The organism is Acinetobacter sp. KAM396 (assembly GCF_021602765.1).
GTDB lineage: Bacteria > Pseudomonadota > Gammaproteobacteria > Pseudomonadales > Moraxellaceae > Acinetobacter > Acinetobacter towneri_A.
Genome location: NZ_BPPH01000034.1, coordinates 1 through 24,630, shown reverse-complemented (window position 1 = coordinate 24,630; position 24,630 = coordinate 1). Strand labels below are relative to the sequence as shown.

Genomic DNA, 24,630 nt, shown 5'->3' with positions numbered 1-24,630 from the left:
AGAAGAAATTATTTAGACCAATCATCAAAGACTTCATTGATGACTTTATTCTCGATAAAAATCATCTGCTACCACAGAGAATCTATAAATGATAGTGCGTAAGTCCTATATAATTACAAATGTTCAAGATTGTGCATAATTAAGCTATCTATTGCTAAAAAGGTTACTTTTATGGATCCGTCGCCGTGCGCAGGTCTACTTTATATTTCGATTTCTGCTAACTATCTCGGAGATATGAACTGATGGAGTTTTTATTAGATCCGGGAATATGGGTTGGTTTAATTACACTTATTATTCTAGAAATCGTATTAGGTATTGATAACCTAGTCTTTATTGCAATTCTTGCAGAAAAATTACCCCCAGAACAGCGTGATAAAGCCCGTGTCATTGGCTTATCTTTAGCGTTGCTTATGCGTTTAGGATTGTTATTTGCAATCTCTTGGTTGGTTACTTTAACCGAACCGTTAATTACCATATTTGAAAAAACCTTCTCAGGGCGTGACCTTATTCTTTTGGGAGGTGGTTTGTTCCTCGTCTATAAGGCTGTAGGAGAACTGCATGAGAAGATGGAAGGTAAACCCGAAGTCAAAGTCACGACCAATGTGGTTTATGCAGGTTTTACCGCAGTTGTTGTACAAATTATTATTTTAGATGCAGTTTTCTCTTTAGACTCAGTCATTACCGCAATTGGTATGGTCGACAACATCTATGTGATGATGGTTGCGATGATGGTTGCAATGTTGGTGATGTTATTTGCATCTAAGCCATTAACTGCTTTTGTAAACCGTCATCCAACAGTGGTGATTTTGTGTTTAAGCTTCTTATTGTTAATTGGTATCAGCTTAATTGCAGAAGGTTTTGGTTTTCATATTCCTAAAGGCTATATCTATTCGGGTATTGGTGTTGCGATCGCAATTGAAGCATTTAACCAATTTGGTCAGCGCAATGCTGCCAAGCATGAAGCAAAAATTCCGTTACGTCATCGTACTGCAGATTCAATTTTAAAATTGATGGGTGGTCGAGTTGAAACTAGTAGCCCTGATTTGCATAACGAAGCACAAGAAGCGTTTGCAGATGAAGAGCGCTACATGATTGGTGGTGTCTTAACATTGGCAGAGCGTTCAGTCGCATCAATTATGACGCCACGTAGTCAAATTTCATGGGTCAATATTGAAGATTCACCTGAACAAATTCGTGAACAGATTTTATCTGTACCACACAGCTTATTTCCAGTGTGTCGTGGTAGTTTAGATAAAGTCATTAGTATTGTACGTGCAAAAGAGCTGTTGGATGTCTTAGATGAAGAAGAAGAGCTCAAAGCTTTAATTAAACGTCAGCGTCCAATTTACATTTTTGAAAAAATGAAAGTGATTGATGCGATCAATACGTTGCGTACTTCTAAAGGTTCTTTGGTTTTAGTCAGTGATGAGTTTGGTAATGTTCAAGGTTTGATCTCGCCACTGGATGTGTTTGAAGCGATTGCAGGTGAATTCCCTGATGCAGACGAGCAGTTGGATTTGGTTAAAATCAATGACAATGAATGGAAAGCAACAGGTATGTTGGATTTATACCAGCTTGAACTTGAATTGGGTATGATGGATCTGATTGAAGAAGATGCAGGTTATATTAGTGTCGCAGGGTTGATTTTAGATAAAACCCAAGGCGAAGTTCAGGTAGGTACGCAGTTGGATTATCAAGGTGTGCACTTTGAAGTGACAGAACTTGAGGACAACCGTATTAAAACTGTGTTGATTCGATTACGCTAATTGCCAAACATAAAATCTATCATTTAAAAAAGCTCTGCTGAAATAGTGGAGCTTTTTTTATGGCGCAATAAAAAGATGGTGATATTCCATTCTGAAAATTTGTATCAACAACAAATCTCGATTTTAAAAGTTGAACATGAGCAGCGTTTAATATGGAATAAAAAGAAGCAACTAAACAGGATTACAAATTTGGTTGCTTAAACAGAGAAAAACAAAAAGCGAGAAACTAAAACCACAAAATGTCTAATTTGTAGGTGACGTCATCACTGAAAATTAAACTGCCAATTGATTTGCAATCACATCCCATAAATTTTGATGTGATTTTTTAAACATTGCCATGTGACCAATGGTTTTATGTTGATAACGCTCTGGTTCGAGTTCAATCATACTGGTCGGTGCTTGAGGATAGAGACGCAGTAAATCTTGTACATTGGCTTTGGTGGCAATTTCATCATCCGAACTCCAAATAGAAGTAATTGGGCAGCGAATGTCATCGTGATAATGCTCTGTAACTGTTTTACCAACGGCATTGATCACATAACCAGGCTTGCTACAAAATTGTGCCCATTGTCGAGCCACATTTTTAGGTAAGTTTTCACCCATACCAATTGCATTGGTTGGACCATAACCATGTGTAATTCTAGCAAGGGGGAAAATAAGATTAAACATCACTGGAGCTAGTAGGCGAGTACGACCTTTCAGACCTTTTGTGTGGCCTGTAGAGCCAGATACAGCGACTACTTTTGCCACTTTATGATATTCAGGATTAATCCCTAGTAATTGTCCGCCTGCACTATGTCCCAATAAAACGACCTGTTCGGCTTGTGTTTTTTGCAGTAAAGTATTGACTGCTGCAGGAATATCCAACTGCCCCCAATCAACAATGCTGGCTTGACATTGTTTTAATGGTTCATGCAATGAATCACCAATACCACGAAAATCAAAACACAGCACAGCATAGCCTTGTTCATTTAACCATGTGGCAAAAGCGTGATAAAAACTTTTGGTAATGCCTGTTGCGGGACAAATCAAGACAGGTAGACGCTGTGCTTGCGTATATTGATTTGGATAATAACGGGCAGCTAGAGTATAGCCATCTGCACAAATAATATTTAAGCTTTCAAAAGTGCTCATAATGTTTTTAAAAATGATAAGAATAAATTTAATTTACACGAGTTCTAAAAAGAAACTTGCGTTAATTCTGACTCTAAAGTCAAGCAGAGTAGTCTGTGAGTGTAGTTAAATAGCGCATGAAAAATAAAAAGAGTGTTCAACATGGAAAGTTTATCTTTGGCAGTGCGCCTTGCGATTATCTTTAGTGGCATATTTTTGTGGGTGGGGATGCTTACAGGCGTGTGGAAATATTGGCAAATTCGTGCTTCTGCCCAAGCGCGTGCGCATTATTATGTGGATATTGCACATCGCAGTAGTTTGTTATATGCGCCTGCGAGTTTAATTTTAGCGGTCTTGGCTTATTTTTGTATTTGGGATACGACTATTATTTTAATTTGTGTCATTCTAAATTTAATATTTTTCAGTTTTTCTATTCTGAGTTATATCTTGCATGGATTGCTCAAAGACACCACCAATCAATTTAAACAACCGCATAAAATTGCAGCATGGATATTACCAAGTTGGTGCATGAGTTTGGTAATGCTGTTATTAATTATCGCTGAATTGGGTGGGACTAGTGTGTTATTGCTCGGTGCAATCTATGGATTGTTGTAATTCTAATTGCTCAGTTTAATTTTTTATTAGGGGGGAGATTCTGAGTTGTTTGCCGTTAAGGGGTGAGTAGAATCTATTTGATGAGTTTGGCGGCAGAGGAGTGATCCATCTGCCGCAAAGTGAAAGTGAAAAAAAGCTAAAATGAATGGGTGTTCGGGTAAAAATTAATGAATTTCTACGTTTTTATGTTTACGAAACTTTTGGTCAATAGATGTCCAAATCGCAAAGGCTATACATACCAATAAGCCATATAAAAAATAGGTTGGTTTCAAATTGCCTTGAATTGAGCCTTGTAGCAATAGGGTCAGCATTAGTGCAAAAGTGGTGCTTAAAAAAGTAACTAGATTGTGGTTAGCCTTCAGAGCGTTAATGAAGACTTGCGTATTGAAATGTGAAAACATCTCCATCCCTCCTTATTATAAATTACTAAAATCAGAGCGTTTTAGTCAGATTGGTTATATTGTTCTACCTTATTTTGGAAACTATTTCAAGTCCTTATAATCATATTTTGATAAAAAACATCATTTCTGTAAGAAATATCACTATTTACTATCATTTATATAAAAAATAATAAAAATTAGCGCGTTTTTTAAGTCATATAAATAACATTACAATGGTACTTGCATATTTTATGCCAGCTATTTTTGAAGGCGACTATACGACTTTAGCGTTAATTTGAGATGTGTTTAAGATTGGTGAATGATTCATATTGTTTTATTTTTTTATTGAAAATATTTTAATTTCAATTCTTTATTATTCCTAAAGATTAATGGAATGTGTTCTGTTCCTTGCTTATATATTGTAAAAAAAGACAGCTTTGGTCAAAGAAACAATAAGTGTGGGTTTGGGTAAAACCTGACAATTATTGTCTAACTTAAATTCGTATTTGGATAAAACACGCCTTTAATACAATGCAGCTTCAAAATAGAGCGCAACTTGAAAACATAGCCTAGCTCGAGATGCGTAATGGTTATTTTTTCATTTGATCACGTATTGCAGCGAATACAAAAATCAGCAATGCAGGAAACAACCAAGCGAGGTTTTGTTCGCTCAGCGGTAAATTGGTCAGTGTGGTTGGCAAAAATCTGGCTAAGTCTGCGGCCTTCATCGCATCAATGATGCCAAAGAGCAATGCAACTGCGGCAGTTGGTGCAATCACACGGGTTGGAATACGGAACAATCCCCAAAAAAAGCTGAGTAAAATGACCACAATTGCAGGTGGATAAATCGCACTTAAAATAGGCACTGAAACTGCAATCAGCTTGGTGAGTCCAAGGTTAGAAATGACAAAAGCAAAGCCCACTAAAATAAATACCCAACGGCGGTAGTGAATTTTAGTAATTTGTTCAAAATATCCTGCACATGCGCATGTTAGTCCAATCGCAGTAACCAAGCAGGCAATAAAAATCATTGCAGCTAAAAATACCGAGCCAAATCCGCCAAAGGCATGTTGTACATAGGCGTGTAAAATTATCGCACCATTACTGGCATTGGCTGCAACATCATGACTGCCCATTCCCAGTTTAAATAGACTCAGATAAACTAAAGTTAAACCCACCCCTGAAATTAAACTTGCCCAAACGGCATAGCGGGTGACGAGTTTTTTGTCAGTCACCCCGCGTGAGCGAATCGCATTAATGATAACAATGCCGAATACCAATGCACCTAAAGTATCCATGGTGAGATAACCATTTATAAAGCCTTCAGATACAGGACTGTTCACATAATTGTGAATTGCAGGTGAAATTGTACCTGTCGGAATAATAAAGGCAGTGATGCCTAAAATGAGTAATGACAAAATTTTAAGTGGAGAAAGCACATACCCCACTGTGTCTAAAATTTTGTGTGGATACAGTGAAATCAGCATCACCAAAGCAAAATAAACGGAGCTATATACGAATAAGGCGCTCGTGGAATCGCCAAAATAGGCTGAAAAACCAATTTCATAAGATACTGTTGCTGTACGTGGCGTGGCGAAAAGCGGACCAACTGCTAAATAACAGATGACTGTTAAAATTAAGCTCGCGGTTTTGCCTAAAGGCGAACTTAAAATTTGTATAGAACCTTCAACACGTGACAACGCCATAATGGTAATCACGGGTAAGCCAACGGCGGTAATGAGAAAACCGAGCGCAGCAAGCCAGACCTGTTCGCCCGCTTGTTGTGCCACGATAGGCGGGAAAATAATATTACCTGCACCAATGAATAGTGCAAAGGTCATAAAACCCAAGGCAATAGTATCCCGTGTGCGTAAATTCGTCATGGGAGAGAAAATGAGGTGTAAACAAAAGAAAGCGATTTTAGTAGATCGAGCTCTAATTTTCTAATTGATTTTACGTGTTGTATTCATAGTTTATATGGTATGTGTGTTTTTGCTGTTGTAATCTTCAATATAAAAAATTAGATAACTTGCTGTTTATTAAGATACTTTTTAAAAAGAACTGATCCCGATAATATGGTTTGCTGATCTGGTGTGAGTTTTAATTGCGATTTTAAAAGGTTGGTTTTTAAACAAAAACTGTTGGTTACATGAAGATGGATACATGTTTGGCAACTGAAGCGGATTTTACAAGCTGAAAGGGCTATAATCTTAGGCTTCAGGTTAGGAGTTCATCATGCGCGCCCTTAGAGTCAGTATTAAATCAGAGCAAGATATCGAGAAATTACGCATTTCGGGGCGTTTGGCGGCTCAGGTTTTACAGATGATTGGTGAACATGTCAAACCGGGTGTCACAACAGCATATTTAGATGATTTGTGTCACGATTATATAGTAAATACCCTAAAAGTAATTCCTGCCAATGTGGGTTATCACGGTTATACCAAAACCACCTGTATTTCACCGAATGAAGTGGTCTGTCATGGTATTCCATCAACCAAAACTGTCCTTAAAGATGGTGACATCATTAATATTGATGTGGCGGTGATTAAAGATGGTTTTTATGGTGATACCAGTCGTATGTACTACGTGGGACAGGTGAAACCCGAAGCCAAAAAACTGGTGGATACCACTTATGAGGCGATGCATGCAGGCATTCATGCAGTGAAACCAGGTGCGACTTTGGGGGATATCGGCTATGCCATTCAAAGTGTGGCGCATCGTGAAGGCTATAGCATTGTTCGTGAATATTGCGGACATGGTATTGGAAGGGTCTATCACGAACAACCAAGTGTGCTGCATTATGGTCAGCCTGGACAAGGTTTGGTGCTTGAAAAAGGTATGGTATTTACCATTGAGCCGATGGTGAATGCAGGTAAAGCACGTGTGAAAGAGCTGAAAGACGGCTGGACGGTGGTGACTACTGATCAATCGCTTTCTGCACAATGGGAACACATGGTTGCCGTGACTGATACTGGTTTTGAAGTGTTATCACCGTGGCCAGAAGGTACGGGGAGTTATCCTGAAATTTGATACGCGAATGCTTTCAAGTTAAGACTGCTAGATAAACATTAGACTTTAGTTTTAAACACCTTGTTAGAAAATAATCAATCCCTATAATTTAATTCAAAGATACTTGCTGTAGTTTCTTTGTTTTAACTTTCTTATTTTAGATTGTAATTTTCAAAGCTTATCTGTCTTAGATAAGCTTTTTTTTCTGTTGAGTATCTGAAATCCTGTGGCACTGTACTAACGAATGGTCAGTTTTTCGACCAAATAGTCAATAAATACACGTACAGCAGGTAATAAACCCCTGCGTGAAGGGTAGACGACGTGGAAAATGCCGTGAGGCGCATGCCAGTCGGATAAAACGCGAACTAATTCACCCGACGCAACATAATCTTCAACAATAGTGTCAGGCAATAGCACAATGCCGCAATTTTGTCGTGCCAATTGCGCCAACATCATTAAGTCTGAACCCATAACCGTAGGATTGACCTTAATTTTTTTTGGTTGCTGCTGTTGGTTATGTACGACCATGAATTGATCTAAATGCTCATCTGACATGCTTAAAATTTTATGCTGACTTAAATCTTCAGGTTTTTTCAAATCACCAAATTCGTTTAAATAAGCTTGACTGGCAAATAAATGTTGTTCGATTTTACTGAATTTTCGAATCACCAAACTCGGATCATCGTCTAGATTGGAGCGGACACGCAGTGCAATATCAATCCCTTCGTTGACGATGTCGACACGACGGTTGCTGACAATTAGCTGTACTTTAATTTCAGGGTAGGCTTTCAAAAATTCAGGCAAAATTTTGGCAATTTCATTTTGCGCAATTGAAACAGGTAAGCTGACTTTAATCACACCCCTTGGTTCAATGCTTAAATGATCGACCAAATTGTGTGCGGCTTGGGCAGCATTCATCATCACTTGCGCATGACGATACACATTCATACCAATTTCTGTGACTGCAAAATGACGTGAACTGCGTTGAATTAAGCGTACGCCTAAGCGTTCTTCTAGGTTGTGTACGCGTCGGCTAAGTTTGGATTTTGGAATATCGGTGGCGCGTTCTGCTGCACTAAATCCACCGTGTTCGACCACTTGGGCAAAGCAATAAAAATCATCCAAATCTGTAAGCATGAATAAATTCCATTTGTGCAACAATACTTAAATTAAAGTTTTATCGTTGCATGTTGTCAATCTTTAATCATGCTTTGTTGCTGTGCTTTTTGCAGAATATCTAAAACTTGTCGGTATTCTTCTAAACGAGCTAAATCACGTGCTGTAGGATTGGGAATCCGCGCTAAATTCATGTTGTCTTTCACATCTGCAATTTTTACGGCACACGCAAGCGGGTTTTGTGCAGTACGCATAGCCGCTTGGACACGAGTTTCATGTGGCAGTTTGGTGAGCGCCTGAATCGCTTGAATAATATGCGTTTGAAATCCTAAATTTTGAAGGTCTTGTGCTGTGGTGTGGGTATCTTCAAGAATGTCGTGCAGGACGGCGACAATTTGCTGATCAGGCTGCTGTAACTGCAACATTACCCGTAAGGGATGCAAAATATATGGCTGATCACCTTTATCTAGTTGTCCTGCATGTAGTTGTACTGCAAGTGTAATTGCATTTTCTAGAGTTGACATAAGTACAATTAAAAAATTTTCTATGATTATAAGCTGTACTTAGCGCAAAATATAGAAATTGCTTGTTATGATGCAAAACAGACTTCCTATTTATCTATTTTATATTGGTGATACTGCTCTATGCCATATCAACTCATTGAACTGAATACGCCTGCAACTGAAAATTTGCTTTGCCCACATTGCCAACATGCTGTCATTGACTGGGCAGAAGAACAATATATTCAGCCTTGTGAACATACTTTGTTTGTCGCAATGGATTTGGGTTTTGAATATGCCTCAGATGTGTTTGAACAAAGCATGCCACGCAGCGTCGATGAAATTCATGCACATGATGATCAATTAGATATGTGGCAAGAACTGACTTCGAGCCGCTATCCCCAATATATGATTTATAAAACGGATTTAGGCGTGCAAGGTTTATCACGCTATGTCGGATTTACCGTTGCTTAATTGCACTTCATTTGAGAATGAAAGATATAAAAAAGAGGGAAATTCAACAGCTGAATTTCCCTCTATGGTGATGATGAATTGCCAACAGATTTAGATATTTGATTCGCGCTTAGCCCTCAATATCTTCTTCAATTTCATCGTCAGCACTGTCCATTCCTAACTCTTTGAGTTTTCGCGTTAACGTATTACGGCCCCAACCGAGTAGCTCAGCGGCATGACGTTTACGTCCACGGGTTTGTTGTAGTGCGGCATTAATCAAAGTGCGTTCAAACATTGGAATTGCGATATCTAGAAGTTTCATTTCGCCATTTTTTAGCTTTTGTACTGCCCATTGCCCAAGTAATTCATCCCAATGCTGCATAGATACCCGTTCTGCCACATGAAGCGCAGAATGCTCAGCTAATTTTTCAATAGGAATTTGCTTGAGTTCAGTTGGTAAATCTTCAGGATAGACTTCACGTCCTGTAATCATTACTGTAAGCCAGCGACAGGTGTTTTCCAGTTGGCGCACGTTACCTTGCCATGGCAATTGCTGCATATACTCGACTGTTTCAGGACGTAATATTTTAGGACTTACACCTAGTTCTTTGCCTGCACGTGCCAAAAAGTGCTGTGCTAACATTGGAATATCTTCACTGCGATGCGCCAATTTAGGGATATGAATCCGAATAACGTTTAGACGATGATATAAGTCTTCACGGAAACGTCCATCCTGTACCAGTTTTTCCAAATCCTGATGCGTTGCTGCGACAATTCGCACATCTACTTTGACAGGAATATGCCCACCGACCCGATAAAATTCACCATCTGCCAATACGCGCAATAAACGGGTTTGGGTTTCAAAAGGCATATCGCCAATTTCATCTAAAAACAGGGTGCCGCCGTTGGCTTGTTCAAAACGGCCCTGACGTTGTGTATTTGCACCTGTAAATGCCCCTTTTTCGTGTCCAAAAAGTTCGGTTTCAATCAAATCTTTAGGAATGGCAGCCATATTCAGGGCAATAAAAGGTTTGCTGCTACGTGGTGAGTGGCGATGCAGTGCATGCGCCACCAATTCTTTCCCTGTACCTGATTCGCCATTAATGAGCACAGTAATGTGTGATTGAGATAAACGACCAATCGCACGAAACACTTCCTGCATGGCAGGTGATTCACCAATAATTTCTGTCGATTGAATTGGCTGTACTGTAGACTTTGCAGATTCTTGTTGTTGTAATTTGGTGATATGTAAAATTGCACGATTGACTAAAGCAAGTGCTTCATCAATATCAAAAGGCTTGGGTAAGTATTCAAATGCACCAGTTTGATAGCTAGATACTGCCGATTCTAAATCGGAGTGTGCTGTCATAATAATTACAGGTAAGTCAGGATAACTGGTTTTGACTTTGCCAAGAAAAGTTAAACCATCAATCCCAGGCATACGAATGTCGGTCAAAATTACATCGGGTGCATCTTGGTTTAACTCATCTAGTGCAGACTGTGCTTCTTCAAAACTGGTAACTTCAAAACCTTCTTCTCTAAAAGTTTTTTCAAGTACCCAGCGCATTGCACGGTCATCATCAATCACCCAAATTTTATTTCGCGACATGACTCGCCTCCCAAGGTAAATATAAGCTAAATACTGTTTTTCCTGGAATAGATTGACATTCAATCATTCCGTTATGTTGATGCATAATATTTTGTGCGATGCTTAAACCAAGTCCTGTACCGTTTGCGCGTCCAGTCACTAACGGATAAAACACAGACTCTAAGATGTCTTCAGGTACGCCTGGGCCGTTATCTTCAATATCAACACGTACGGTGGAACGATTCAGCACACCATTAATGGTGACCAAGCGTTGAATACGGGTTCTTAAAATTAATTCAGGTCGATGCTCAACAAAGAAATCAGGTTGTTCGGTCATGGCTTGAACTGCATTGGCACAAATATTCAGCATGACTTGAATCAATTGATCGCGGTCTGCCATAACTTCGGGTAAAGAAAGGTCATAGTCGCGGATAATATTTATTTTGTTTTTAGTTTGATTGACAATCAGGCTGCGTACCCGCTCTAAAGGCTCGTGAATATTGACCGGTTCATAGCTTGGAAGTTGGCGTGAACCGAGCATGGTGTCGGCTAAGTTTCTTAAACGATCCACTTCGCTAATAATAATGTCGGTAAATTCATCATACTTCGAGTCATTTAAACTTCGCGCTAAGAGTTGTGTCGCACCACGAATTCCTGCAAGCGGGTTTTTAATTTCATGTGCTACACCACGAATCAATTGACGCGCGACTTGATGCTGCTGAATAAAGTTTTCTTCTTTGGAAATTTTGAGCATCCGATCAATCGGATTTAATTCAATTAGCAAAAGTGGATGATACGGCTTGCCTGCGTTTAACTGTGATGCAGTGTAATCGACATGAATGTCTTTAAAATTGACGTTAATGGTTGCTTCACGGCGAGTGTAGGGCTGACCTGTTTTAATGGTATTTAGAAACGCCTCTTGAGTATTGAACTCATCATCAGGCGTGTGCAGCAAATTTAAAACAGGTTGCCCTGAAGCCCGAATTAAACTGATATCAAATAAAGCTTCACAAGATGAGTTTAAATAAAAAATATTCAGGTCACGATCAACCAGTAAAATTGCAGTGCTAAGGTTATCCACCAAAAGACGGTAGTCAATGCGCTGGGTCTGATCCATTCGTGAATGCTTCCTGTATGAAATATTGTGCAAGGGCATTGTCATATGTCAGCCATGTTCCAAAGTAGGATCGAATTGAGGCGAATTAAGCAAAATGCACGCCAACTTTTCATTTTTAGTGCATTCATCACCGAAGAATCGGAAAAATGCGCAGGAACTGGACTGAATTTTTAAGATATAACGGAGAACTGAAACACTGTAAATGAAAATGCATTAAAATGGTGCATTACTTACATCATTTAGCCTGAATGGTTGTATTTTGGTGCATTATGCAAAGAGTCGGCTATTTCTCTATTTTTATGCAAAGAAAAGTCATACAATACGCGCATTCTAGTGGAGTGCAGATTCTATGAAATCCCCCAAAGTCGGTTTTGTTTCTTTAGGTTGTCCTAAGGCATTGGTAGATTCCGAACGAATTTTAACTCAGTTAAAAACTGAAGGTTATGATGTCGCATCTGATTATGAAGGTGCTGACTTAGTTGTTGTCAATACATGTGGTTTTATTGAATCTGCAGTACAAGAGTCTTTAGATGCGATTGGCGAAGCCATGAATGCCAATGGTCGTGTCATTGTGACGGGTTGCTTGGGTAAAGATGAAGATAAAATTCGTCAAATGCATCCGAATGTACTCAAAGTTACGGGTGCAGCGGCTTATCAGGACGTGATGGAAGCGGTGCATCAATATGTTCCTGAGCCACCAAAGCATAATCCATTTATTGATTTGGTACCTGAACAAGGCATTCGTTTGACGCCTAAACATTATGCCTATCTTAAAATTTCAGAAGGTTGTAACCATCGCTGTACTTTCTGCATCATTCCAAGCATGCGTGGCGATTTGGTTTCGCGTCCTGTGGGTTCGGTGTTAGAAGAAGCTGCGGCGTTAAAACGTGCAGGCGTAAAAGAAGTATTGGTGATTTCGCAAGATACTTCTGCTTACGGTGTAGATACCAAATACAAATTAGACTTTTGGAATGGGCAGCCTGTTAAAACCAAATTCTACGATATGTGCGAAGCTTTAGGGCAATTGGGTATTTGGGTGCGCTTACACTATGTCTATCCATATCCGCATGTGGATGCTGTGATTGACCTAATGGCGCAAGGTAAAATTTTGCCTTATTTGGATATTCCATTCCAACATGCCAGCCCGAAAGTATTAAAGTTGATGAAGCGACCTGCGCACAGCGAAAACACCTTAGAGCGTTTAAAACTCTGGCGTGAAAAATGCCCTGAGCTGGTGATTCGCTCAACCTTTGTGGTGGGTTTCCCAGGCGAAACTGAAGAAGATTTCCAAATTTTGCTTGATTGGCTAAAAGAAGCGCAATTAGACCGCGTGGGTTGTTTTACATACTCACCTGTTGAAGGTGCGGCAGCAAATGATTTGCCTGATCATGTTCCAGAAGAAGTCAAGCAAGAACGCTATGAGCGTTTTATGCAGGTGCAGCAAGAAATTTCAGCAGCTAAACTGCAAAAACGTATTGGTCAAACCATGACTGTGTTGGTAGATGATTTGGAAGAAGAGTTTCCAGTTGCAGTGGCACGTTCTTATGCAGACGCGCCAGAAATTGATGGCAATGTCTTTGTAGAAGATATTGACAAGAGCGTGATTAAAGCAGGTGATTTACTTGAAGTTGAAATCACCGATGCCGATGAATACGACTTATTTGCCAAGCTGATTCAGGTCAAATCTGCATAATGCTTTGCAGATTTGGCTTCCAAGCTACAAGCCATACAGATTGTAAAAAATTAAAGTTAAGAATTTAGAATTGGAGTAATGACAATGTTAGATTCAAAAAAGCCACGTTATGCACGTATCTTGTTGAAACTATCGGGTGAAGCGCTTGCGGGTAATAAAGACATGGGGATTGATGCGCAAGTGCTCGATCAAATGTCTTTGGCGATTGCACACTTGGTTGGTTTAGGTGTGGAAGTGGGTATTGTTGTCGGTGGTGGTAACTTATACCGCGGCAGCCAATTACAAAAAGATGGTTTGGTTGGCCGTGTAACAGGCGACCAAATGGGGATGTTAGCAACGGTGATGAATGGTTTAGCCATGCGTGATGCTTTGGTGCGCCGTAACATCAAGACCCGTTTAATGTCGGCATTGCCTATTGGTACAGTGGTTGAGTCATACTCAAGCCGTGATGCGATTCGCCACCTGACGCAAGGTGAAGTGTGCGTATTTGTTGCGGGTACAGGCAATCCATTCTTCACCACAGATACTGCAGCGTGTTTACGTGGTATCGAAATTGAAGCTAACTTGATTTTAAAAGCGACCAAAGTTGATGGCGTGTATAACAAAGATCCAAGTAAATACGAAGATGCGGTGAAATACGACACACTTAGCTTTGACCAAGTTTTAGATGAAAAATTAGGTGTGATGGATTTAACCGCAATTTGCTTATGCCGCGACCACAATGTGCCGTTGCAAGTTTTTGATATGAATAAAGCAGGTGCTTTGCTTTCTGTAGTGATGGGCGAAAAAGAAGGAACTCACGTTACGAACTAATGTACGTGAGCCACAAAGCTCTTTATACTACGGTCTAATTTAACCCTATATTTTGACTCAAATTTTAGAATACAGTAAGGAAGATCTTATGATTAACGATCTTAAAAAAGACAGCGAAGAACGTATGAGCAAGACTTTAGAGTCTTTAGAACATGGTTTTGCCAAAGTACGTACAGGTCGTGCACATCCATCAATTTTAAATGGTGTGATGGTTTCTTACTACGGTTCCGATGTGCCACTTAACCAAGTAGCCAACATTGGTGTAGAAGATTCACGCACCTTATTGGTTCAGCCATTTGAGCGTTCAATGGTGTCTGCAATTGATAAAGCAATTCGTGAGTCAGATTTGGGTTTAAACCCAATTACAGCCGATGCAATTCGTGTACCGCTTGCAGCATTGACTGAAGAAACCCGTCGTGACATGCAAAAAGTTGCGCGTTCTGAAGCAGAAAATGCCAAAGTTGCCATTCGTAACATCCGTCGTGATGTATTGGGCGACATCAAAGCATTATTGAAAGAAAAAGAAATTTCTGAAGATGATGAACGTCGTGCAGCAGATGACATTCAAAAAATCACAGACAAATACGTTGCAGAAGTAGACAAGCGTCTTGCTGCAAAAGAAGCTGAGTTGATGAAGGTCTAATCAATGACCAAATCGGAAGACAGCGCGTCTTTGCCAAAACATGTTGCCATCATTATGGATGGCAACAATCGTTTTGCAAAAAAAAATCAAATGCAAAAAGGGGAAGGACATCGCTCTGGTAAAGATGTACTTGACCCGATTGTTGAACATTGTAGAAAAAAACACATTCAAGCTTTAACCGTTTTTGCTTTTTCGAGTGAAAACTGGAATCGTCCGCAGTTTGAAGTGGATTTACTCATGCAATTGCTGGAAACCACAATTCATGAGCAATTACCACGCATGGAAAAATTCAATATTGCCTTACGTTTTATTGGTGACCGTTCACGTTTGTCGCCGCATTTGCGTGAGTTAATGTTGCATGCCGAACAAAGGACTGCTAATTTCAACAGCATGACACTCACAATTGCTATTAGTTATGGTGGTATGTGGGATATGGCACAAGCTGCAAAACAAATTGCAGCAGATGTTGTGTCGCATAAAATTGATATTGAACAGATAGATACACAACTTTTTGGTCAATATGTCAGTCTGGCAGACCTACCACCTGTCGATCTGTTGATTCGTACAGGTGGCGATTTTAGATTGTCCAACTTTTTACTTTGGCAAGCTGCGTATGCTGAATTGTATTTTACCCAAACCTTGTGGCCTGAATTTAGCATAGAAGAATTTGACGATGCACTAGCAGTATTTGGTGGTCGTGAACGCCGTTTTGGTAAAACTTCTGAGCAAATTCAACAAGAGAAAATTGAGAATTAATACATGTTAGAGCGGATTATTACCGCATTGGTATTGGTTGCTGTGGTTTTGAGTTGCATGTTTGCAACTCAGTCGCACTATCCAATGTTTATGCTGATGATTGTTGCAGCAGGGGTTGCAGGCTATGAGTGGTTTAAACTCATGCCAAGAAAAACGAAATACGTCCTCAAGCCTGTGGCTTGGGGTTTTGGTCTATTGACTGCCGCTTTGGCAGCAATGGCACTTTATTTTAGTGATATTGCCTTGTTACTTTGGGCAGCTTCTATTTTGACATGGTTACTCAGCATTTATTGGGTCAAGTCTTACCCAGAATACGATGCATGGTATAACCCAAGCTTAAGCTTTATTGGTTTTATTTTGATTTCTGCTGCAGTAACTGCAATTTTTTCCGTATGGAACAGTTCACCGTGGTGGTTAATGTACCTGTTTTTGTTGGTTTGGGGTGCAGACTCGGGTGCTTATTTTGTTGGGCGCAAACTAGGCAAGAAAAAACTTGCACCAAATGTCAGTCCAAATAAGTCAGTAGAAGGCTTATATGGCGGTGTGTTTACTGCCATGCTAATTGTGATTGTTGTCGAAGTGGTGTATTTGGACCTAACTTTGGCACAACATATTTTATTTTTGATTCTTTCGGTATTTACGGTATTTAGCTCAGTATTGGGCGATTTATTTGAATCCATGATTAAGCGCCGTGCAGGTATTAAAGACTCTGGGCGAGTTTTGCCAGGTCATGGTGGTGTGCTAGATCGGATTGATTCTTTACTTGCCGCAGCTCCAATTTTTGCTGCAGGTATGTATGTTTTAAAACTTATTGGCGTAGATTTATAAATGTCACAAGCTGTTTGTATCTTGGGTGTGACAGGTTCAATTGGACAAAGCACCCTAAAAGTACTGCAACAACATCCTGAGCAGTATTCAGTTTTTGCCATGACGGCACATAGCCGAATTCAAGAACTGGTTCAAATATGCAAACAGTATCATCCTAAAATTGTGGTTGTACCTGCGGCAAAGGTTGATGAATTGCAGCAGTTACTTGCACAGCAACACATTTCAGGGATTGAAATTTTAAGTGATGAGGCGGGTTTAATCGCAGTTGCCGAACATCCTGAAGTGGATGTGGTAATGGCAGCCATTGTCGGTGCGGCAGGTTTATTACCTACACTGGCTGCGGTTAAAGCGGGTAAGCGCGTGTTATTGGCCAATAAAGAAGCCTTGGTGATGTCGGGCGACATCATGATGCAGGCGGCACGTGAACATGGTGCTTTGTTATTGCCTGTAGATTCTGAACATAACGCGATTTTTCAATGTTTGCCTGAACATTATTTACAAACCGAAAGAAATGGAGAACCTCAGCTAGGTGTATCACAAATTTTACTGACTGCTTCTGGTGGACCATTTTTAAATCATAGCCTAGAAGAACTGCAACACGTTACCCCTGCACAAGCCTGCAAACATCCAAACTGGTCTATGGGACAAAAAATTTCGGTAGATTCTGCGACCTTAATGAATAAAGGTTTGGAATTAATCGAAGCGTGTCATCTTTTTGCAATTTCAGAACACTTTGTTACAGTTGTGGTGCATCCACAGAGTATTATTCATTCCATGGTTCAATATGTGGATGGTTCAACTTTGGCACAAATGGGTAATCCTGATATGTGTACGCCAATTGCGCATGCTTTGGCATGGCCGCAGCGTATTCAAACGCATGTTCCGCCTTTAGATTTGTTTGTCAATCATCAGCTTGACTTTCAAGCACCTGATACCACACGTTTTCCTGCGTTAAGTCTGGCACGTCAAGCGATGCAAGAAGGTGGTCTGGCGCCTGCTATTTTAAATGCAGCAAATGAAATTGCAGTTGCAGCATTCTTGCAGCATAAAATTCGTTTTACCGAAATTGCGACAGTGGTTGAGCATACCTTGAACCAAATACAAAATTCAGCCGCAGAAAGTATTGAACTGATTTTACAGGCAGACCAAAATGCCCGTATTGTTGCACAGCATTTTGTGTTGAATAAAGGAAGCTAAAGCATGAGTGCCTTATTTATTGTGGTTGCAGCGATTCTTTTGCTAGGACCTTTAATTGCAATTCATGAGTTTGGGCACTACTTTGTTGCACGTAAATTAGGCGTCAAAGTTTTGGTGTATTCCATAGGCTTTGGCCCAACCATTTTAAAATGGACGTCTAAAAAATCGGGGATTCAATATCAGATTTCGGCACTGCCTTTGGGTGGCTATGTCAAAATGCTTGATGAACGCGAAGAAAACGTTGCAGAAGCAGACCTACCTTATGCCTTTAATCGTCAGCATCCGTGGAAACGTATTGCGATTGTGGCAGCAGGTCCGTTAATCAACCTGATTTTTGCCATATTATTGTTCTGGGTATTATTTTTACCCTCTCAAGAACAGTTGAATACCCGTGTGGGTAAGGTACTGGCAGATACACCTGCGGCGGCAGCGCAAATGCAAGTAGGTGATAAGATTACCGCCATTGATGGTACGCCTGTGACGACATGGGAAAAGCTGAACTTTGCCTTGGTAGATCGTGTAGGTGAATCAGGCAAGATTCAGGTACAGGCGGAACGCGCAGGTGAAATCAAAACATTTAGCTTACCCATTCAAAATTTCTTAAATGATCAATCCCAATCACCTTTAGATGTCTTGGGTTTTACACCGTATCGCCCACAAATTCCTGCAATTGTTAGTAAGTTAAGTGAAGATGGTGCGGCCATTCGTCAAGGTATGCAAGTCGGCGATCAAATTATCGCGATTGATGGCGTCAAAATGAATGACTGGTACGATGTTGTGCAAGTGGTTCAGGCATCGCCAGAAAAACTATTGAAAGTAGATGTGCTGCGTAACAATCAAGTGCAGCAACTGGAAGTTATGCCGCAAGGCAAACGTGACAATATGGGCAATGTTTCGGGGGTGTTGGGTGTGCAAAGTGATCCTGGGAAAATTGTTATTCCAGAAGATTATAAGCAAACCATTCAATATAGCCCGAGTGAAGCTTTATTGATGGCGGTAGATAAAACAGGTCAGCTGTCTAGCATGATTTTGAATTCTATTGTCAAAATGGTGCGTGGTTTAATTGGTTTAGATAACTTATCTGGCCCAATTACTATTGCCAAAGTCGCAGGGCAAAGTGCGGAAATGGGGTGGCAAACTTTTATTTCCTTTATGGCACTTATGAGCGTAAGCTTAGGAATTCTAAATTTATTGCCCATTCCAATGTTGGATGGCGGGCATTTAGTTTATTATTTTATCGAGCTGATTCGTGGAAAACCTGTTTCTGAACAAATACAATTAGTTGGTTTAAAAATTGGTATGGTACTGCTTGGAAGTATGATGTTCCTCGCATTATTTAATGACATTATGCGTTTGTAACAACGTAGATACGAAATAATTTTAACACTGGAAAAGACTGGCATGCAGCACACACATTTATTTATGCCCTTGGCACTGGTTAGTGCAATGGCGGCAACACAACAAGTATATGCAGCAGATGAATTTATAGCACGAGATATAAAAATAGATGGTCTTGTTCGTTTAACGCCAGCCAATGTCTATGGAATGATTCCAATCAGTAGTGGTGATCGTGTCAATGAAGCAGTGTTGGCCAATGCGATTCGCTCACTCTATGCTACAGGTTTGTTTGATGACATTCAGGCCAGTCGCGAAGCGGACACTTTAGTGTTTAAAGTGGTTGAGCGCCCAATCATTTCTAAGGTTGAATTTAAAGGCAACAAACTTATTCCAAAAGAAGCATTGGAAGATGGTTTAAAGAAAATGGGGGTTGCTGAAGGTGAAGTGCTGAAAAAGTCTGCACTACAAACTTTAGAATCTGAGCTTGAACAGCAGTATATGCAGCAAGGTCGTTATGATGCAGATGTACGCGTCATTACTACAGCACGCCCAAATAACCGTGTAGATTTAACCGTAGAATTTGTTGAAGGCAAAGCTGCCAAAGTGGTAGATATCAACATTATTGGCAATACGGTATTTAAAGAGAGCGACATTAAGCAAGCGTTTGCAGTTAAAGAAAGTAGCTGGAGTTCGATTGTTACCCGTAATGACCGCTATGCACGCGAAAAAATGGCAGCAAGCTTGGAAGCATTGCGTGCGTTATATCTGAATAAAGGTTATATCAACTTCAATATCACCAACTCTAGCTTGAATTTGAGTGAAGACAAAAAGCATATCTTTGTTGAAGTTTCGGTGGATGAAGGCGAGCAATTTAAGTTCGGCGAAAGCAAGTTTTTGGGTGATGCTTTATACAAACCAGAAGAACTGACCGCACTGCAAATTTATAAAGATGGTGAAACCTATTCACAAGAAAAAGTGAATGCGGTGAAACAATTGTTGCTGCGTAAATATGGCAATGCAGGCTATTACTATGCCGAAGTCAATATTGTGCCGCAAATTGACAAAGAAACGAAACTAGTCGATTTAAACTACTACATTAACCCAGGTCAGCAAGTTACAGTACGTCGTATTAACTTCGCAGGTAACAGTAAAACTGCCGATGAAGTGCTCCGTCGTGAAATGCGTCAAATGGAAGGCGCATTGGCAAGTAATGAAAAAATCGACTTATCTAAAGTCCGTTTAGAACGTACAGGTTTCTTTAAAACTGTTGATGTTAAGCCAGTGCGTATTCCCAACGTGCCTGACCAAATTGACTTAAATGTTAATGTAGAAGAACAGCACTCAGGTACCAGTACTTTGGCGGTAGGTTTCTCGCAAAGCGGTGGTGTGACATTCCAAGCGGGTTTAAGCCAAACCAACTTTTTGGGTACAGGTAACGCAGTTTCGATTGATTTATCACGTTCTGAAACGCAGGATTACTATAACCTCAGTGTGACAGACCCATACTTCACAATTGATGGTGTGCGTCGTGGTTACAACATGTACTACCGTAAAACCAAACTAGATGATGACTATAACGTTAATAACTATGTGACAGACAGTTTTGGTGGTGGCATTAACTTCGGTTACCCAATTGATGAAAACCAAAGCATTAGTGCAGGTTTAAATATTGATAATACAAAAGTAACTACTGGTGAGTGGGTTTCAACGTATGTTCGTGATTTTTTAAAAGCGAATGGTGGAAAACATACTAATACGTCAGATGTATGTTTAGGGAGTTGGAAAACTATCTATAAAGACCCTAGCAAGCCTGAGTTGGGGATAGAAAGAACAGAATGTGATGGTATTCTGAATGAAGATGTTCCTAATAAGTTTGAAGGTGATTTCCTTACTTATAACCTAAATTTAGGCTGGTCATATAACACCTTAAACCGTCCGATTTTCCCAACCAATGGTATGTCGCATCGTGTAAATGCTGAAATTGCCTTACCAGGTAGCGATGTAGAATTCCAAAAAATGACCTATGATGCACAGGCTTACTTCCCATTGGGTAAAGACTTTGTCTTGCGTGGCTATGGTAAGTTGGGTTTTGGTAATGATTTACCGTTCTATAAGAACTTCTATGCAGGTGGTTATGGTTCGGTTCGTGGTTATGACAACAGTACCTTAGGTCCTAAATATCCAAGCGTAAATGCAAATAACCAGCAACAGTATGATTCAGATCCTGAAGAAGTGGGTGGTAATGCTCTAGTACAGTTTGGTACAGAGCTGGCTTTACCAGTACCATTTAAAGGAGATTGGACACGCCAAGTTCGTCCAGTGATTTTTGCAGAAGGCGCACAAGTTTTTGATACACAATGTGATGTACCAAAAGGAAATGTCTATCTAGGTGCAAACAACGAGAGTATGGATGCGAAGCAATATTGTAAAGACAACTTCGGCTTCGACTTCGGTGAGATGCGTTATAGCGTGGGTGTAGGCTTTACCTGGATTACCATGATTGGTCCATTGTCACTCAGCTATGCGTATCCGTTGAATGATAAAGATGGCGATGACACTAAAAATATCCAATTCGAAATTGGTCGTACTTTCTAAGTACGATCCATGTTGGATCGTTTAAACACAGGATGTAGCATATGAAAAAAACAATATTGAGTTTGGCATTGTTTGGTTTATCTACACTGGCTACAGTGACACATGCTGCAGGCTATGGTGTAGTAAGTTTAGAGCGTGTTGTAGAAAATAGCAGTTATCTCAAACAGCAAAATCTGGCTTTGCAGCAGTCGGTCAAACCACAAACCACTAAGCTTGAGCAACTGACAAAAGAATTAGAAACCATGCAGCAACGCGCGCAGCAGGCTACGAATTTATCAGACGCTGAAAAGCAAAAAATGAATACACAGTTTCAAGCCAAATTGAAAGAATTTAATAGTTTGCAACAAACTGTACAAACCCGTGTCCAGTCAGAATTGCACAAAATTAACGACGGTTTTGAAACTCGTTTAAAGCAAGTTGCTGAACAATTGCGTAAAGAAAATGGTTTGGATGTGGTTTTGAATAAAAACTCAGCACTTGCCTATGACCCGAAGTATGATTTAACTGATAAAATGATCCAAAAGGTCAACGCACTTAAATAATCAATGAGTTCCCACTATTATAGCTTAGAAGAAATTGCTGGTTTAGTTCAAGGTCAATGTATTGGACAAGCCGATTTACGTTTGCAAGGTTTGGCAAGCCTTGAGTCTGCTCAAGCAGACCAACTTACATTCGTAAATGGCGATAAGTATTTAGCACAAGCACGTAACTCCCAAGCGGGGGCTTTTATTGTGACCGCTCAACTGCAAGCTGAGTTAGACAACCATCATAACTTTATTGTGGTGGATAACCCGTATTTGGCTTTTGCAATACTGACTCATGTGTTTGAGCGCAAACATACTCAACGTGGCATTGAAAGCACTGCACAAATTCATCCATCTGCCATGATTGCCGATAGTGCCTATATTGGTCACTATGTGGTGATTGGTGAAAACTGTGTGGTGGGTGCTAATACGATTGTGCAATCGCATTGTAAAATTGATGACTTTGTCGAAATTGGTCAACAGTGTTTTATTGATTCACACGTGACATTAACAGGGGAAGCCAAACTTGGGGATCGCGTGCGTATACATGCCAATACTGTAATTGGTGGTGAAGGCTTTGGTTTTGCGCCTTATCAAGGTAAATGGCACAGAATTGCGCAATTGGGTTCTGTGATTATTGGTAATGATGTTCGTATTGGCTCGAATTGCAGCGTAGATCGTGGTGCGCTAAATGATACAATTTTGGAAGATGGTGTCATTATTGATAACCTTGTGCAAATCGCGCATAACGTCAAATTAGGTGCTCATACGGCCATAGCAGCAAAAACAGCCGTGGCTGGAAGTGTGACAATTGGCAAAAACTGTATCATTGGTGGTGGAAGTGCAATTTCAGGGCACTTAAATATTGCTGATAATGTGACTTTGACAGGAATGTCAATGGTCACAAATAATATTTCTGAATCAGGAAAATATTCGTCAGGTATAGGCTTGTTTGAAAATCAAAAGTGGAAACGTACTGTTGTGCGCCTCAGACAATTAGCAGATGTGCCATTGACCGAATTGGTGAAAAGACTTGATGATATGCAATCTCAAATTGAGTCCCTTGAATCAACTTTTAAATTGCGTAAATAATTATGATGACTGAGTCGAATTCTAGCACCTTCACTAAACCTGAATTGCCAATGCACATTCAAACCATTCGTGAATATTTACCCCATCGCTATCCGTTTTTATTGGTAGACCGCATTGTAGAAGTCACTGATAACGGTATCGTGGGTTATAAAAACGTATCTATCAATGAAGAATTCTTGCAAGGACACTTCCCGAATTATCCGATCATGCCAGGTGTTTTAATCGTTGAAGCGATGGCACAAGTGTCGGGTATTTTAGGTTTTATCATGAATAATGAGAAACCGAGCGCAGGTTCTTTGTTCCTTTTTGCAGGCGCAGAAAAAGTTCGATTTAAAAAACAAGTCGTTGCAGGCGATCAACTTGTATTAAAATCTGAATTAGTTATGCAAAAACGAGGCATTTACAAATATAATTGTATCGCCACCGTTGATGGCGTCGTCGCAGCAACCGCGGAAATTATGGTTTCGCATCAGAAAACAGAGCAAGCATGAGCAATAACCCACTCATTCACCCAACCGCTATTATTGACTCATCTGCAGTAATCGCTTCAGATGTCACGATTGGTCCATACTGTATTATTGGCCCAAATGTAACGATTGGTGAGGGTACAAAACTTCATTCGCATGTGGTGATTGGTGGTTACACCCGTATTGGTCAGCACAATGAAATTTTCCAGTTCGCCAGCGTAGGTGAGGTCTGTCAGGACTTAAAATATGCAGGTGAGGAAACTTGGCTAGAAATTGGTGATCACAACAAAATTCGTGAACACTGCAGTTTGCATCGTGGTACGGTGCAAGACAATAGCCTGACCAAAATTGGTAGTCACAACTTACTTATGGTCAATACACATATCGCACATGACTGTATGGTGGGTGATCACAATATTTTTGCCAATAACGTGGGTGTGGCAGGTCATGTGCATGTTGGGGATTATGTGGTTGTCGGTGGAAACTCTGGTATTCACCAATTCTGTAAAATTGACTCTTATAGCATGATTGGTGGTGCATCGCTTATTCTTAAAGATGTGCCTGCGTATGTCATGGTTTCTGGTAATCCTGCACATGCATTTGCAATGAATGTGGAAGGAATGCGTCGTAAAGGCTGGTCGAAGGATGTGATTCAAGGTCTTCGTGAAGCCTTTAAACTCATTTACAAATCTGGATTAACCACTGAGCAAGCCATTCAGCAAATTCGCAGTGATATTTTGCCAAATGTGGCAGAAGCGCAGCGTTTAATTGATTCTTTAGAACAATCTGAACGTGGTATTGTGCGTTAAGGTTTGAGTTTACCGAATACGGCAAGCTTCAGAATATTAAAAGACATCCTCGGATGTCTTTTTTTATTGGCTTATTTTAAAAATCTTGCTTCTTCAGACTTTGGATAGTAAGCGTCCGCTGAACACACCTTCTGAATTCATCCTATAAGCCTTAATTTAGTCCCCACTTAGAAACAAGTGGGGACTTAAATTTATGACTACAAATCATCAGACATCCA

At 40.2% G+C, this 24,630-nt stretch carries 23 protein-coding genes; 16 read left to right on the top strand and 7 right to left on the bottom strand.

The window, feature by feature from the left end; translation table 11 throughout:
- Window positions 1-242: 242 nt before the first annotated feature.
- Window positions 243-1,766: a TerC family protein gene (locus tag L6C30_RS12550; protein ID WP_236163187.1), complete on the top strand. Its 1,524-nt coding sequence runs from the start codon at window positions 243-245 to the stop codon at window positions 1,764-1,766.
- Between the two features lie 273 nt (window positions 1,767-2,039).
- Here the strand turns inward: L6C30_RS12550 and L6C30_RS12545 are convergent, their stop codons facing one another.
- Window positions 2,040-2,900 carry an alpha/beta fold hydrolase gene (locus tag L6C30_RS12545; protein WP_236163188.1) on the bottom strand — a complete coding sequence of 287 codons (861 nt, stop codon included), beginning with the start codon at window positions 2,898-2,900 and terminating at the stop codon, window positions 2,040-2,042.
- Between the two features lie 141 nt (window positions 2,901-3,041).
- Between L6C30_RS12545 and L6C30_RS12540 the strand changes: the two genes are divergently transcribed.
- Window positions 3,042-3,494 (top strand): hypothetical protein, encoded by a 453-nt coding sequence (locus tag L6C30_RS12540; RefSeq protein ID WP_236163189.1) that lies wholly within the window; start codon window positions 3,042-3,044, stop codon window positions 3,492-3,494.
- A gap of 164 nt (window positions 3,495-3,658) precedes the next feature.
- Here the strand turns inward: L6C30_RS12540 and L6C30_RS12535 are convergent, their stop codons facing one another.
- Together L6C30_RS12535 and brnQ are read right to left on the bottom strand one after the other, a co-directional pair.
- On the bottom strand, window positions 3,659-3,895 hold the full coding sequence (locus L6C30_RS12535; protein ID WP_236163190.1) for a hypothetical protein: 237 nt from the start codon (window positions 3,893-3,895) through the stop codon (window positions 3,659-3,661).
- 569 nt (window positions 3,896-4,464) lie between these two features.
- Entirely contained in the window at window positions 4,465-5,757 is a 1,293-nt protein-coding gene (gene brnQ, locus L6C30_RS12530) for a branched-chain amino acid transport system II carrier protein (protein WP_236163191.1), read from the bottom strand.
- A gap of 352 nt (window positions 5,758-6,109) precedes the next feature.
- On the opposite strand from brnQ, the gene map reads away from it, so the two are divergent.
- The gene (map, locus tag L6C30_RS12525; RefSeq protein WP_019836505.1) at window positions 6,110-6,904 is read left to right on the top strand and encodes a type I methionyl aminopeptidase; all 795 of its coding nucleotides are present in this window, start codon (window positions 6,110-6,112) and stop codon (window positions 6,902-6,904) included.
- A gap of 216 nt (window positions 6,905-7,120) precedes the next feature.
- Here the strand turns inward: map and L6C30_RS12520 are convergent, their stop codons facing one another.
- A complete protein-coding gene (locus tag L6C30_RS12520) occupies window positions 7,121-8,020 on the bottom strand; it encodes a LysR substrate-binding domain-containing protein (protein ID WP_236163192.1) in 900 nt (299 codons plus the stop codon).
- 56 nt (window positions 8,021-8,076) lie between these two features.
- Window positions 8,077-8,523, bottom strand: a complete 447-nt coding sequence (locus L6C30_RS12515; protein WP_070154555.1) for an HD domain-containing protein — start codon at window positions 8,521-8,523, stop codon at window positions 8,077-8,079.
- Between the two features lie 120 nt (window positions 8,524-8,643).
- On the opposite strand from L6C30_RS12515, the gene L6C30_RS12510 reads away from it, so the two are divergent.
- On the top strand, window positions 8,644-8,973 hold the full coding sequence (locus tag L6C30_RS12510) for a hypothetical protein (RefSeq protein ID WP_019836502.1): 330 nt from the start codon (window positions 8,644-8,646) through the stop codon (window positions 8,971-8,973).
- Window positions 8,974-9,082: 109 nt separating this feature from the next.
- On the opposite strand, the gene glnG is transcribed toward L6C30_RS12510, so the two are convergent.
- Together glnG and glnL are read right to left on the bottom strand one after the other, a co-directional pair.
- A complete protein-coding gene (gene glnG / locus L6C30_RS12505; protein WP_019836501.1) occupies window positions 9,083-10,561 on the bottom strand; it encodes a nitrogen regulation protein NR(I) in 1,479 nt (492 codons plus the stop codon).
- Entirely contained in the window at window positions 10,548-11,657 is a 1,110-nt protein-coding gene (gene glnL, locus L6C30_RS12500; RefSeq protein WP_019836500.1) for a nitrogen regulation protein NR(II), read from the bottom strand. Before glnL ends, glnG begins: the two co-directional genes overlap by 14 nt.
- 349 nt (window positions 11,658-12,006) lie before the next feature.
- Between glnL and rimO the strand changes: the two genes are divergently transcribed.
- The 12 genes from rimO to lpxA all read left to right on the top strand — a co-directional run bounded on the left by rimO (window position 12,007) and on the right by lpxA (window position 24,412).
- Window positions 12,007-13,350, top strand: coding sequence for a 30S ribosomal protein S12 methylthiotransferase RimO (rimO, locus tag L6C30_RS12495; RefSeq protein WP_230244691.1), 1,344 nt, complete (start codon window positions 12,007-12,009; stop codon window positions 13,348-13,350).
- Between the two features lie 84 nt (window positions 13,351-13,434).
- Window positions 13,435-14,163 (top strand): UMP kinase, encoded by a 729-nt coding sequence (pyrH, locus tag L6C30_RS12490; protein WP_236163193.1) that lies wholly within the window; start codon window positions 13,435-13,437, stop codon window positions 14,161-14,163.
- Between the two features lie 88 nt (window positions 14,164-14,251).
- A complete protein-coding gene (frr, locus tag L6C30_RS12485; RefSeq protein ID WP_004976711.1) occupies window positions 14,252-14,806 on the top strand; it encodes a ribosome recycling factor in 555 nt (184 codons plus the stop codon).
- A gap of 3 nt (window positions 14,807-14,809) precedes the next feature.
- Complete coding sequence (gene uppS, locus L6C30_RS12480) at window positions 14,810-15,562, top strand: polyprenyl diphosphate synthase (RefSeq protein WP_236163194.1); 753 nt, start codon at window positions 14,810-14,812, stop codon at window positions 15,560-15,562.
- Window positions 15,563-15,565: 3 nt separating this feature from the next.
- The gene (locus tag L6C30_RS12475; protein WP_230244706.1) at window positions 15,566-16,390 is read left to right on the top strand and encodes a phosphatidate cytidylyltransferase; all 825 of its coding nucleotides are present in this window, start codon (window positions 15,566-15,568) and stop codon (window positions 16,388-16,390) included.
- On the top strand, window positions 16,391-17,587 hold the full coding sequence (gene ispC, locus L6C30_RS12470; RefSeq protein ID WP_236163195.1) for a 1-deoxy-D-xylulose-5-phosphate reductoisomerase: 1,197 nt from the start codon (window positions 16,391-16,393) through the stop codon (window positions 17,585-17,587).
- A gap of 3 nt (window positions 17,588-17,590) precedes the next feature.
- On the top strand, window positions 17,591-18,946 hold the full coding sequence (rseP, locus tag L6C30_RS12465; RefSeq protein ID WP_236163196.1) for an RIP metalloprotease RseP: 1,356 nt from the start codon (window positions 17,591-17,593) through the stop codon (window positions 18,944-18,946).
- A gap of 42 nt (window positions 18,947-18,988) precedes the next feature.
- Entirely contained in the window at window positions 18,989-21,520 is a 2,532-nt protein-coding gene (gene bamA / locus L6C30_RS12460; RefSeq protein ID WP_236163197.1) for an outer membrane protein assembly factor BamA, read from the top strand.
- A gap of 41 nt (window positions 21,521-21,561) precedes the next feature.
- Window positions 21,562-22,062 (top strand): OmpH family outer membrane protein, encoded by a 501-nt coding sequence (locus tag L6C30_RS12455; RefSeq protein WP_236163198.1) that lies wholly within the window; start codon window positions 21,562-21,564, stop codon window positions 22,060-22,062.
- 3 nt (window positions 22,063-22,065) lie between these two features.
- Window positions 22,066-23,136, top strand: coding sequence for a UDP-3-O-(3-hydroxymyristoyl)glucosamine N-acyltransferase (gene lpxD, locus L6C30_RS12450; protein ID WP_236163199.1), 1,071 nt, complete (start codon window positions 22,066-22,068; stop codon window positions 23,134-23,136).
- 2 nt (window positions 23,137-23,138) lie between these two features.
- Window positions 23,139-23,627, top strand: coding sequence for a 3-hydroxyacyl-ACP dehydratase FabZ (gene fabZ / locus L6C30_RS12445; protein ID WP_004976697.1), 489 nt, complete (start codon window positions 23,139-23,141; stop codon window positions 23,625-23,627).
- Window positions 23,624-24,412 (top strand): acyl-ACP--UDP-N-acetylglucosamine O-acyltransferase, encoded by a 789-nt coding sequence (gene lpxA, locus L6C30_RS12440; RefSeq protein WP_019836491.1) that lies wholly within the window; start codon window positions 23,624-23,626, stop codon window positions 24,410-24,412. Before fabZ ends, lpxA begins: the two co-directional genes overlap by 4 nt.
- Window positions 24,413-24,630 lie beyond the last annotated feature (218 nt).

Bases quoted from the DNA above. Each gene is read 5' to 3' on its own strand.
- bamA (WP_236163197.1), top strand. From the start codon at position 18,989: ATGCAGCACACACATTTATTTATGCCCTTGGCACTGGTTAGTGCAATG.
- fabZ (WP_004976697.1), top strand. From the start codon at position 23,139: ATGATGACTGAGTCGAATTCTAGCACCTTCACTAAACCTGAATTGCCA.
- L6C30_RS12550 (WP_236163187.1), top strand. From the start codon at position 243: ATGGAGTTTTTATTAGATCCGGGAATATGGGTTGGTTTAATTACACTT.
- rimO (WP_230244691.1), top strand. From the start codon at position 12,007: ATGAAATCCCCCAAAGTCGGTTTTGTTTCTTTAGGTTGTCCTAAGGCA.
- L6C30_RS12520 (WP_236163192.1), bottom strand. From the start codon at position 8,020: ATGCTTACAGATTTGGATGATTTTTATTGCTTTGCCCAAGTGGTCGAA.
- L6C30_RS12475 (WP_230244706.1), top strand. From the start codon at position 15,566: ATGTTAGAGCGGATTATTACCGCATTGGTATTGGTTGCTGTGGTTTTG.
- lpxD (WP_236163199.1), top strand. From the start codon at position 22,066: ATGAGTTCCCACTATTATAGCTTAGAAGAAATTGCTGGTTTAGTTCAA.
- ispC (WP_236163195.1), top strand. From the start codon at position 16,391: ATGTCACAAGCTGTTTGTATCTTGGGTGTGACAGGTTCAATTGGACAA.
- glnL (WP_019836500.1), bottom strand. From the start codon at position 11,657: ATGGATCAGACCCAGCGCATTGACTACCGTCTTTTGGTGGATAACCTT.
- L6C30_RS12515 (WP_070154555.1), bottom strand. From the start codon at position 8,523: ATGTCAACTCTAGAAAATGCAATTACACTTGCAGTACAACTACATGCA.
- frr (WP_004976711.1), top strand. From the start codon at position 14,252: ATGATTAACGATCTTAAAAAAGACAGCGAAGAACGTATGAGCAAGACT.
- lpxA (WP_019836491.1), top strand. From the start codon at position 23,624: ATGAGCAATAACCCACTCATTCACCCAACCGCTATTATTGACTCATCT.
- L6C30_RS12540 (WP_236163189.1), top strand. From the start codon at position 3,042: ATGGAAAGTTTATCTTTGGCAGTGCGCCTTGCGATTATCTTTAGTGGC.
- map (WP_019836505.1), top strand. From the start codon at position 6,110: ATGCGCGCCCTTAGAGTCAGTATTAAATCAGAGCAAGATATCGAGAAA.
- L6C30_RS12510 (WP_019836502.1), top strand. From the start codon at position 8,644: ATGCCATATCAACTCATTGAACTGAATACGCCTGCAACTGAAAATTTG.
- L6C30_RS12545 (WP_236163188.1), bottom strand. From the start codon at position 2,900: ATGAGCACTTTTGAAAGCTTAAATATTATTTGTGCAGATGGCTATACT.
- uppS (WP_236163194.1), top strand. From the start codon at position 14,810: ATGACCAAATCGGAAGACAGCGCGTCTTTGCCAAAACATGTTGCCATC.
- L6C30_RS12535 (WP_236163190.1), bottom strand. From the start codon at position 3,895: ATGTTTTCACATTTCAATACGCAAGTCTTCATTAACGCTCTGAAGGCT.
- glnG (WP_019836501.1), bottom strand. From the start codon at position 10,561: ATGTCGCGAAATAAAATTTGGGTGATTGATGATGACCGTGCAATGCGC.
- brnQ (WP_236163191.1), bottom strand. From the start codon at position 5,757: ATGACGAATTTACGCACACGGGATACTATTGCCTTGGGTTTTATGACC.
- rseP (WP_236163196.1), top strand. From the start codon at position 17,591: ATGAGTGCCTTATTTATTGTGGTTGCAGCGATTCTTTTGCTAGGACCT.
- pyrH (WP_236163193.1), top strand. From the start codon at position 13,435: ATGTTAGATTCAAAAAAGCCACGTTATGCACGTATCTTGTTGAAACTA.
- L6C30_RS12455 (WP_236163198.1), top strand. From the start codon at position 21,562: ATGAAAAAAACAATATTGAGTTTGGCATTGTTTGGTTTATCTACACTG.